The sequence below is a fragment of the Lactobacillus sp. N54.MGS-719 genome, from assembly GCF_000980505.1.
GTDB lineage: Bacteria > Bacillota > Bacilli > Lactobacillales > Lactobacillaceae > Lactobacillus > Lactobacillus amylovorus.
Map to the genome: position 1 here is coordinate 1 of NZ_LARO01000046.1, position 11,530 is coordinate 11,530.

The 11,530-nt window shown below is 40.5% G+C and carries 8 protein-coding genes and 1 pseudogene; all 9 read right to left on the reverse strand.

All coding sequences use genetic code 11. The features are described 5' to 3' along the window. Positions 1-110: 110 nt before the first annotated feature. Positions 111-332 (reverse strand): annotated as a pseudogene (locus WS44_RS07635) (sugar ABC transporter permease); the annotation flags it as partial. Between the two features lie 79 nt (positions 333-411). Further along, a complete protein-coding gene (locus tag WS44_RS07640) occupies positions 412-1,638 on the reverse strand; it encodes an extracellular solute-binding protein (RefSeq protein ID WP_013642539.1) in 1,227 nt (408 codons plus the stop codon). Positions 1,639-1,729: 91 nt separating this feature from the next. Next, on the reverse strand, positions 1,730-2,836 hold the full coding sequence (ugpC, locus tag WS44_RS07645; protein WP_013438716.1) for a sn-glycerol-3-phosphate ABC transporter ATP-binding protein UgpC: 1,107 nt from the start codon (positions 2,834-2,836) through the stop codon (positions 1,730-1,732). A gap of 22 nt (positions 2,837-2,858) precedes the next feature. Then, the gene (gene pgmB / locus WS44_RS07650) at positions 2,859-3,524 is read right to left on the reverse strand and encodes a beta-phosphoglucomutase (RefSeq protein WP_013438717.1); all 666 of its coding nucleotides are present in this window, start codon (positions 3,522-3,524) and stop codon (positions 2,859-2,861) included. Next, on the reverse strand, positions 3,517-5,781 hold the full coding sequence (locus WS44_RS07655; RefSeq protein ID WP_013438718.1) for a glycoside hydrolase family 65 protein: 2,265 nt from the start codon (positions 5,779-5,781) through the stop codon (positions 3,517-3,519). The genes pgmB and WS44_RS07655 overlap by 8 nt, the downstream gene beginning before the upstream one ends. Positions 5,782-5,957: 176 nt before the next feature. Then, on the reverse strand, positions 5,958-7,679 hold the full coding sequence (locus WS44_RS07660; protein WP_013438719.1) for a glycoside hydrolase family 13 protein: 1,722 nt from the start codon (positions 7,677-7,679) through the stop codon (positions 5,958-5,960). Positions 7,680-7,682: 3 nt separating this feature from the next. After that, positions 7,683-9,341, reverse strand: a complete 1,659-nt coding sequence (locus WS44_RS07665; RefSeq protein WP_014566219.1) for an alpha-glucosidase — start codon at positions 9,339-9,341, stop codon at positions 7,683-7,685. A gap of 126 nt (positions 9,342-9,467) precedes the next feature. Further along, complete coding sequence (locus WS44_RS07670; protein ID WP_014566220.1) at positions 9,468-10,646, reverse strand: acetate kinase; 1,179 nt, start codon at positions 10,644-10,646, stop codon at positions 9,468-9,470. Between the two features lie 134 nt (positions 10,647-10,780). Next, positions 10,781-11,530: LacI family DNA-binding transcriptional regulator (locus WS44_RS07675; RefSeq protein ID WP_046433908.1), on the reverse strand; the 750-nt coding region annotated here is incomplete at its 5' end.

The window sequence follows — 11,530 nt, forward strand, 5'->3', positions numbered from 1 at the left end:
GTCACGGCATTGGCTTCATCTCCACTTTACATAGTAAAAGAAAAAGTGTTGAACGACTACTCCGTCGAGTAATCATCCAACACTAGATTAGTATGTTTTGTTTTATCAGTACCTAATGTAGCTAACGAGTTTAAAGTTGGAACACCGCTAAGTACGAACCAAGCAATGAATACAATTTCTGAAATCAGAAATACGAGACCTTTTGCCCATTGCTTGTTGGATAAGGCGTTACTACCCATTATAAAGAATGATAATTTGGTAGCAGCATCGCCTTTAGACCATACTTCGCGATATGTTGCTTTAGGAGCTACATGCTTTTTCTTTAGAAACATAACTTCTCCCCTTCTTAGGCAAAAAGGTTGGAATTTTTTGCCAACCTTTGCTTATGCTTTAAGAAATATTTGATTTAAATTATTTCTTTGAAATATCTTTTTGCAATTTAGCAAGCTTTGCTTTGTATTGTGCTGGCTTGATCTTGCCGTCGTAAGTACCACTGATAAGTGGAGCTGCTTCGTTCCAGAATGTTGCCATTTGTGGAAGCATTGGTTGCAATACTGAGTTACCTGGCTTAGCCATTTCAATTACAGCTTCAGCAACTGGGTCACTCTTAACAGCGCTTGAGTTTACAGCAGCCTTAAGTACAGGAATTTGACCAGCTTCCTTGTGGGCAATTAATTGAGCTTTCTTGTTAGTGATGTAAGCAGCTAAATCTGAAGCAGCCTTAGCATTCTTGGTGTGTGAGTTAACTGCGAAGCCTTCGATACCAAGGAATGCTTCCATTTGTACTTTCTTACCACCAACATCAATCTTAGGATACTTAGCAACTGCGAAGTTCTTGCCTAAGATCTTCTTAATGTTAGCTGCGTTCCATGGACCATCAAGAATAGCTTGTGCGTTACCCTTCTTCAATTGGTTCAAAGCGTTTGAAGTTTGCATTACGCCCTTGTTGTTCTTTTGAGCTGCGTACCACTTCAATGCGTTTACACCGTTTTGTGAGTTCATAGTTGAGCCCTTAAGGTCTTCACCGTTGTCACCGTAAAGCTTTGTACCTGCTGAGAACATTACTGGCCACATTACGTATGCGTTAGTAAAGTCAGTAGCTACAACACCCTTAGAGGTTAAAGTCTTCCAATCCTTAACGTCATCTGCAGAAAGCTTAGACTTGTTGTAGTAAATAGTTTGAGCTTGTTGTGCGTATGGGAATGCGTAAATCTTGTTCTTCCAAGTTACACCCTTTGATGCAACGCTAATGTAGTTAGCCTTAATGTCTTTAGTTGCTGAAGGTGAAAGTGGGTTAATGTAACCAGCTTCAGCCATTTGACCTAATTGGTCGTTAGGAACTTCAAATACATCGGCAGCCTTTGATGGGTCCTTACCAACATCAGTCTTAGCGTTAGCTGAACCGTTAGGACTTTGAACAACACGAACCTTAATGTTCTTGTTCTTCTTAGTAAATTCCTTAGCAATTTGCTTGTAGTAAGGAACTTGTTCAGTATCTACCCAAAGGGTCAAATTAGCACTCTTGTTTGAGCTACTACTACTACTTGATGAATTTGATGAGCCGTTTGAACAAGCTGCAAGTGACATAGCAGCTAAAACAGCAGTACTACCTAAAGCCATTTTCTTCCAAAACTTCATGACTTTTTCCTCCTAAAAAATCAAAACAATAAACAATTTCTTAACAACAGTAGCCTTTGCTACATATGGTTGTAAGCTTTAATAAATTAAATTAGTTAACGATAGCCTTTGTGGTGTCCTTGTCAAAGAAGTGAGCCTTGTTAACATCGAAACCCATCTTGACCATGTCACCTGGCTTGTGATAATCACGTGAATTTACAATAGCAGTAAATTCAGTACCATCGACTTCTTGGTGAAGTTGGATGGTTGCACCCAAAAGTTCTGAAACAACAACCTTTGATTCAATTACTGAGTCTGGCCAAGTTTCCATAAACGCTTCTTCTGAGTGGATGTCTTCTGGACGAATACCGAAGACCAAATCTTTATCGTTGTAGCCCTTTTCGTTGAGCATCTTTGCTTTACCTTCAGGGATACCGATGTTCAAACCTTTACCGTCTGAAATACGGCCGTCCTTGTAGTGAACATTGAAGAAGTTCATTTGAGGGGAACCAATGAATCCAGCAACGAACATGTTAACTGGCTTGTTGTAAACCTCAAGTGGTGAACCGATTTGTTCAACATGACCAACAGACATAACAACAACTCTGTCAGCCAAGGTCATAGCTTCAGTCTGGTCGTGGGTAACGTAAATAGTTGTAGTACCCAATTCTTGGTGAAGCTTGGCAATTTCGGTACGCATTGTTACACGAAGTTTAGCATCAAGGTTTGATAAAGGTTCGTCCATTAAGAAGATAGGTGCGGCACGAACGATCGCACGTCCTAATGCAACACGCTGTCTTTGACCACCTGACAAAGCACCTGGTTTCTTGTCCAAGTATTCTTCTAGGCCAAGCATCTTAGCTGCATCTTTAACCTTCTTGTCAATGACATCCTTAGGTGTGTGACGCAACTTAAGTCCGAAGGCCATGTTGTCGTAAATGGTCATATGTGGATACAAAGCGTAGTTCTGGAAAACCATCGCAATGTGTCTATCCTTTGGAGCGACATCGTTCATTACCTTGTGATCAATTTCCAAAGTACCTTTACTGATGTCTTCCAAACCAGCAACCATTCTTAATGTAGTTGACTTACCACAACCAGACGGTCCAACGAAAACGATGAACTCCTTATCTTTAATATGTAAGTCAAAGTCATTTACAGAATACTTATCGTTTCCTTCGTATTTCTTGTAAATATGGTTTAAATCAACCTCAACCATTGTTTCCCCTACTCTCTAACTTTTATTCTTTTTCTTCAAAAACTTTTTCAATTTCACTAAGCTTAAGATCAGCAGTTGTTGGAACGATGTAGTCAGCTTCCTTTAAAAGCTCTTTATCACCAATGCCGACTGCAAATTGATGAGCAGCCTTAATTGCTTCAACACCGGCCTTAGCATCTTCGAAGCTGATCACTTCGTTTGCCTTTAAACCAGCAATTTCTTGCGCCTTGATGTAAATTTCTGGATCTGGCTTACCATGGTGAAGAGTTGCTGGATCAACGATTCCATCAAATTCATCCATGATGCCTAATCTAGTTAAAATCTTAGGTGCATTCTTTGAAGCAGAAGCAATTACCATCTTTAAGTTTTGCTTCTTGGCATCTGCTAATAATTCAGGAATACCAGGCAAGATGTCCTTGGGCGTCATTGTTTCAACTTGTTCAACAAACTTAGCGTTCTTTTCTGCAGCGAATTTTTCTTTTTCTGCTTCAGTGTATTTGTCTTCTTGACCGCCGTATTTCAAGATCAAGTTAAGTGAATCCATTCTTGAAATACCACGTAAGCTATCAAGTTGAGCATCCGTTAAGGTAATGCCTAATTCCTTAGCTAAATTGTTCCAAGCTGTAAGGTGAAACTTAGCTGAGTTGGTTAAAACACCATCTAAATCGAATAACAATCCTTTAAGCATTTGTAGTTTCACCTTCTTTAAGAGTAACTTTCTTATCATGGACTAAGACATCAATGTCTTCGCCCTTAAGCAAAGTAAGCTTAGTTCCTTCATGATCAACATAAACTTCGATCAAACGACCGCGGTAGTTAATCTTAAAGCTGTAGTGATCCCAGCCTTCAGGAACAAATGGGTTGAACTTCAATTGATCGTGGTCGTAACGCATACCTGCGAAGCCTTGAACAATTGCAAGCCATGAACCACTCATTGAAGTGATGTGCAAACCATCAACGGTATCGTTGTTGTAGTTATCAAGGTCAAGACGAGCAGTTCTTTGGTAAAGCTCAACAGCCTTCTTTTGCTTGCCAAGTTCAGCAGCTAAGATTGAGTGAATACATGGTGAAAGTGAACTTTCGTGAACTGTTAATGGTTCGTAGAAGTCGAAGTTCTTTTCCTTTTGTTCCATCGTGTATTCATCGTTCAAGAAGTAGATACCTTGTAAAACATCGGCTTGCTTGATGAATGGTGATCTTAAGATCTTGTCCCATGACCAGTGTTGGTTAATTGGGCGTTGATCTTCAATTTCGCTAACTGGACGAATGTCCTTGTCTAAGAAGTCATCTTGTTGTAAGAAGATGCCGCGTTCCTTATCTTCTGGTAAGTACATCTTGTCTACAATGTCTTGCCATTTAGCTTTTTCTTCATCAGTTACGTGAACTCTTTCTTGAGCTTCCTTAGTGGCAAGTGGCAAGCGTTCCAAAGTATATTTAAGGAGCCATCTTGCCATAGTGTTGGTGAACCAGTTGTTGTTGACGTTGTTTTCGTATTCGTTTGGACCCGTTACACCGTGCATTACGTACTTGTTACGCCACTTTGACCAGTGAACTCTAGCTGCCCAGAATCTTGCGGTACCAACTAAGACGTCCATACCTTCGTTCTTAACGTAGCTGTCGTCGCCAGTGTAATCAGTGTACATAGCAATTGCGTGAGGAATGTCCGCATTTCTGTGAATTTCTTCAAAGGTGATTTCCCATTCGTTGTGACATTCAATACCGTTGAAGGTAACCATTGGGAATAATGCACCTGGCAAACCTTGTTCCTTAGCGTTATGGTAAGCACCTGGCAATTGATCGTGACGATATTGAAGAAGTGCTCTTGTAACGCTTGGCTTGGTTACGGCTAAGTACATTGGAACGATGTAAGCTTCAGTGTCCCAGTAAGTAGCACCACCGTACTTTTCACCGGTAAAGCCTTTAGGACCAACGTTCAAGCGCTTGTCTTCGCCGTAATAAGTCATGAATAATTGACAAATATTGAAACGAATACCTTGTTGAGCTGCATCATCGCCGGCAATTTCAACATCACTGGTTTCCCAGCGCTTCTTCCAAGCTTCGGTATGATCTGCTAAGTTTTCATCGAAGCTCTTTGCTTGAAGTTTCTTCATTAAGTTGTCAGCTACAGCAGCTTGATCCTTGTCTTCAACGTCACGGCTAGTTACAACAATGACATCTTTTTCAAGTTCGTAACTTTCGTTTTCGTTTAAGTCTACTGAAAACTTTTCGCTTAATTTTGCATCTTCAGTAGTAACGTCGCCGTTAACCGTTTCACCGTTATGACGTAAGCTTTCTTTAAGCAAAACAGTGAATTGTGGAACGTCATAAGGATTTGCCTTAGTTTTAACTTGGATGCTCTTTTCATCCTTGTCTTCGCCAAGTGGAATCCAGAAGCGATCACCGTAGTTACTGTCTTCGTTAACAACAGTACCGTCTAAAGTTGAATCAAAATCAATCTTTGCGTGACCTTCAAGTACAGTCGCTTTAACTTTGATCAAAGCAGCTTCTTTTTGAATGATGTGAAGGAAACGTTCAAATTCAAATTTTACTTTAACGTCCTTGCCTTCATAAACAAAGCTTCTTGTAAGAAGGCCTTGGTGCATATCGAGTGCTAATTCAAAATCGTCAAATTTTACTTTAGCTAAGTCGACCTTTTCACCATTTACTGTAATTCCAATACCGATAAAGCTTGGTGCGTTAGGGGTCTTACCAAAGTATTTTGGATAACCGTTCTTCCACCAACCAACTACAGTTTTGTCTGGGAACCAAACCCCAGCTAAGTATGTACCTTGAAGACTGTCACCTGAGTAACCTTCTTCAAAGTTTCCTCTCATACCCATGTAGTCATTACCGATTGCAGTCATACTTTCTTGCAATCTTTTATCTTTTGGATCGAAGTTATGGGTAATTACCTTCCAAGGGTCAATTTCAAAAATTCGTTTCATAAATTACATATCTCCCGCAAATTATTGATGTGCTCTTTTGTTTACGCTTTCATTATCCTTGAATTGAAAGCGGTTTACAATATCAAAACGCATGTTACCGGTATCAGAATTAATTAATCAAAAAAGAAGGCAGAACTTAATCTACCTTCTTTTAGATTGCTTATTAAAAGTAACTTTTAACGAACCTCGACTACAAAGCCCTTTGGAGCTAATTCGCCATTTTCATAATTTTGACTAAATGCATTTTCACAAGAAATTTTTACATTCTTTTTTGTGGTATTAAAGTAGGCATGAATCTGTTCTTTGCCTGCTCGATCGACTTCAATTAAGCCATCTTCTGTTACGTATAACTTAATTTGGCCTTTACCAAAGGTTTCATCATGCTTTAAACGGAATTCAATCAAGCTGTGAACTCTTTGCCATACTGGGCCATCTTCTTTTGACCAGTCCATTGGCTTACGACAATCTGGATCGTTGCCGCCGGACATGCCCATTTCAGTACCGTAGTAAATACATGGACTACCCTTTTGCATAAATTCAAAAGCAAGAGCTTGTAATGCCAAGTCTTGATCACCATTAGCCACAGTTAAAATTCTGGCTGTGTCGTGCGAATCAAGCATGTTCATCATGCCGGCATTGGTTTCATCCCTGTACTTCATCAATTGGTCGGTCAATCTTCTAGTCAATTGCGTAGCAGTCAACTTGTTCTTAAAGAAGTGATCTTCGATCTGCAAAGTGTAAGGGTAGTTCATAACGCCAGTGAATTCATCGCCGTTAAGCCATGGACGTGCTGAGTGCCAAATTTCACCTACAACATAGAAGTCTGGCTTAATGTCGGTAACTGCCTTGTGGAATTTCTTCCAGAAGTGGTGGTCTACTTCGTTAGCCACATCAAGGCGCCATGCATCAATATCAAAGTATTTTACCCAGTAGGTTGCGATTTCAAGCAAGAAATCTTGCACTTCTGGATTAGCAGTGTTCAATTTTGGCATGTGCTTTTCAAAAGCAAAGGTATCAAATTGTGGGTCGCCTTCACCCTTCAATGGGTCATGATATGGTTCAACTGGATACTTATTAATGTGGAACCAGTTAGCAAAACGTGAACTTGGGCCATTCTTGACTACATCTTGCCATTGCATTGACTTGTCACCCAAGTGGTTGAATACCGCGTCAAGCATAACCTTCATGCCGCGAGCGTGAGCTTCATTAACCACCTTGGCAAACAAATCTTTATCACCGAATTCTGGGTCAACTTGTAAGTAGTCGATTGTGTCGTACTTGTGGTTTGAACCAGCCTTAAAAATAGGACAGAAGTACAAGCCGTTAACGCCCAACTTCTTAAGGTAGTCTAAGTGGTCGAGCACACCTTGTAAGTCACCGCCGTAGTAGTCTTCACGGCCAGGATGATCGGATGGGTTCCATGGCTTTACATTCTTTGGATCGTTAGACTTGTCGCCGTTAGCAAAACGTTCAGGGAAGATTTGATACCAAACGGTATGCTTAACCCATTCAGGTGTTTTAACCATATCGATTTCATGACAATATGGAATCTTAAAGTATGATCCGTCTTTATTAACTGCGGCTTCGATGTCGCTGCTGATAGCACGATCACCGTAAACTACGCTGGTACCATCTTTACCAATAACTTCGAAGGTGTACTTTAAACGGTGAAATGGTGCTTCAAGCGTAGCACCCCAGTGATCTTCTACTTGTCCTTCGCCGATTTTATCCATTTCAATCGTTTTTGCGTATTTCAGTGGCAAATAGTTATCGCAGTAGTGAACAATTACCTTTTCAACATCGCCCTTTGCACTGTGAAAACGAACGCGAACGTGCTTAGGATCAATTACAAAACTATCTTCACTCTCACTTCGGTGCTTTAAAGCAGCTAATTGCATATTTTAATTCTCCTTTTTCAACACAACGCCTGCATAAGGCATCAAGGTTAATACTCCGTCAGTTAATTTGTATTCTCCGGCTTTCAAAACTTCTGTAGTATAGCCAGCAGGAAGCTTGATCTTCGTCTTTTTATCACTTAATGAAACAGCTACGATGGCACTTTCATCGTTTAAGTCTCTTTGATATACGTAACTGTTTTTATCAGTTGAGATCATGTAGTAAGTGCCGTCTTGGAACAAAGCTTCTCTCTTAAGTTCCAACATATCTTTATAGAAAGTAAACATGCTGCCATCGGCGTTAACTTCGCTAGCTACCGTAGCATCATTTTGACTAGTTCCGTTTATCCATGGTGTTCCTTCGGTAAAGCCGTGATTCTTAGTGTCATTCCATGGCATTGGACCACGAGCTGGCAATTTATGCGTGTCGCTAACCATGGCTAAAGCCTTGTCTTTGCCGATGACTTTTTCTGCATCCTTAAGCCAAGGGCCAACAGTTTGATCTTCAAATTGATCAACGTTATCAAAGTGCAGGTTCTTCAAGCCAAGCTCTTCACCGTAATAGATAACTGGAATTCCGCGTTGCAAATACATCAACATAGCCAAACTCTTAGCCTGCGTTTGTGTCTTAGCAACTCTAGTCGCAATTCTAGCCATATCATGGTTATTCCAGTACAAAGTTGGTTGAGATACACCAGCTAAAGTTTGTTGCCAAACAACTTGGTTTTGCTTAAAGGCTGTCATATCAAGATCTTTAGGTTGGTATTGGGCTGAAAAACGCTTGTCGACATTTGAATCATCTTCAGTGAAGTAGCGGAATGTGATTACGCTATCCATTAAATGATTACGTTTTGAAGTATAATCAACGGCCAAGTTGACACTTGCACTGGCAGCTTCACCTAACAGCAATGCATCAGGATAATCTTGCTTGATTTGTTCACAGAATGGTCTCATCCACTCTTGCACTTGTGGTAAGTTGGCAAAGAACGGCTCTGCGACAACTGGCTCGGTATTGCCATCAACAGTAGGATAGTTTTGTCTTAAATCAGCCTTGCCGATGTGAATAAAGGCATCAAGACGTAAACCATCAATCCCCTTCTTAAGCCAGAATTCAGCCACTTCAAGCATTGCGTGACGTACTTCAGGGTTCTTCCAGTTAAGGTCTGGCATGCGCTTGTCAAACAAGTGGAAATATGATTGACCGGTTCCAGCTGGATCTGGTTCCCATACGCTGCCACCAAAGAATGATCCCCAGTTGTTAGGACGCTTATTGTCGTGCCCAGCGAAAATATAGTAATCACGATACAGGCTATCTGGATTCTTAATTGCATCTTGGAACCAAGGATGTTGATCTGAAGTGTGGTTCAAAACGAAGTCCATGATGAGATGGATGCCTGCTTTGTGTAAGTCCTTAATTAAGTTCTCCATGTCTTCCATCGTCCCCATGTGAGGATCGATAGCAAAGTAATTTGAGACATCATAACCGTTGTCTACTTGAGGCGAAACGAAAATAGGATTCAGCCACACTGCGTTGATGCCCAAATTCTTTAAATATGGGATACGTTTGCGAATACCGTTAAGATCGCCGATACCGTCATCGTTGCTATCTTGGAAAGACTTAGGATAAATTTGATAAATAATTGCGTGATCGTACCAATGTGCCATAATTTTTCCTCCATGCATATTTTAGTTGATTGAAGAAACCGTTTTCAACACATAGTGATATGTTAGCGGTATCAAAAAAGTGCATCCCTGTTTGGGGATGCACTCATTGTCTAGCAATATTTTTTGTTAACGTGTCAAACGGATGACTTCGCGAGCAATCATCAACTCTTCGTTTGTTGGCACAACCAAAGCCTTTACCTTTGAATCCGGCATTGAAATAAACTTCTCACCGTTAGTTCTGTTAGCCTTGTAGTCTGGTTTTAAACCTAAGTACTTCAAGTATGACATTACACCAGCACGAACGCCTGAATCGTGTTCACCAACACCGGCAGTAAACACAATACCGTCAACGCCGTCCATTTCTGCGGCATATGCACCAACATAACGAACAACACGGTTAATAAAGATACGACGAGCAAGCTTAGCTCTCTTTTCCTTGCTTTCGATCAAGTCACGCATGTCAGATGAAATGCCTGAGATACCAAGCAAACCAGATTCATGGTTAAGCATATCAACGGCATCATCAATTGACATACCTGTTTTATGCATCAATTGTTGCAAAGCAGATGGGTCAAAGTCACCGCTACGCGTACCCATTGTTACACCAGTCAAAGGACTGAAGCCCATTGAAGTATCGAAGGACTTGCCGTTTTTAACTGCAGTAACTGAAGCACCTGAACCCAAGTGACAAACAATTAACTTAACGATGTTAGGGTTCTTGCCCATCATTCTGGCAGCACGGCGAGCTACATATTCAACTGAAATACCGTGTGCACCATACTTACGGATGCTGTCTTCTTTGTAATACTTATAAGGAATTGAATAAAGGTAATGAATTGGGTCAAGACTTGTATGATATGAAGTATCAAATACAGCTACTTGTGGCACGCTAGGAATAGTTTCCATGAAAGCCTTGATACCTGTAGCTTCAGGGATATTGTGCAATGGTGCCAAGTCACCCAAGTCAAAGATTTGTTGGAGTTTCTTTTGATCAATCAGGGCTGAATCCTTGAAGATTTCACCACCGTTAACGACTCTGTGGCCTACACCAGCAAATTCTTTTAAGTCTTTAACTACATTGAATTTCTTCAAATCATCCATTAATAATTTAACGGCTGCAGCTTGGTTAGGAATTGCTGTGTTTTTGATGTACTCTTTACCATTGCTAAGTTTAATCTTAAATACCGCATTTTCCATTCCTACACGATCAGCCATACCTGAAGCGATTACTCTTTCATCTGGAAAAGAAAATAACTTGTATTTAAAAGATGAACTACCTGAATTAATTGCTAAAACTTTTTTCATAACCTGACCTCTGTTTCCGAATTGATTCTCTATAACTTATCTCTTAGTTTTAAGTATAGCGCTTTCATTTGCGATATGAAAAGATTTTTCAAATCAAAAAATGCACACGACTTGTGTCAAATGTGCATTTCCATCTATCTAGTTGTTTGTCGTCTAACTAATTTAGGCTTAAACATAATCTCGCCTTGGGGTGAACCTGATTGGGCGATCTTTTGCAAAAGCATCTTGGCCAGCATTTCGCCCATTTCAAAAATTGGCTGCTTAATCGTGGTCAATTTAGGATTTGAAACTTGGTCCAAGAAGACGCCATCAAAGCCGATTACACCAAAATCTTCTGGAATTCGTGCGCCTTGGCTCTGCAATGTCCGCACAACACCAATTGCAATACGGTCACTAGCACAGATAAAACAGGTATCCTTTTTGAACTCCTTAAAGTGTTCACGAACAACTTTTTCTGCCACGTGACTGTGGTTGGCCACACGATAAATCTGCGGAATTAATTGGTGTTGCTGCAGCGTGTTAATATAGCCGGCTTCACGTGAGTATTCAAAAGGTTCCTTAATATCGATCCCGATAAAAATAATGTGCTTATACAGGCGATCTAAGGCATACTGCGTGGCCATTTTTTCTGCCATTTGATTATCGCTATCAACGAAATCATAGCCGCGGTGATTTTCACCAAATAAAACAAATGGCTTATCCAGCTTATCAAACATGTCATAGTTTTTGTTACGCGCACCAGTAATCAAATAGCCATCGGCACGGCCCTTTTCAATCTGATCAGGATCCGTTACCAGTTGCATCGCATATTGCTTGGAGTTCAAACCACGGGCAAAGCCGAATAGCAGGTTCATGTAATAAGGTTCTGTTGTATCGATATCTTC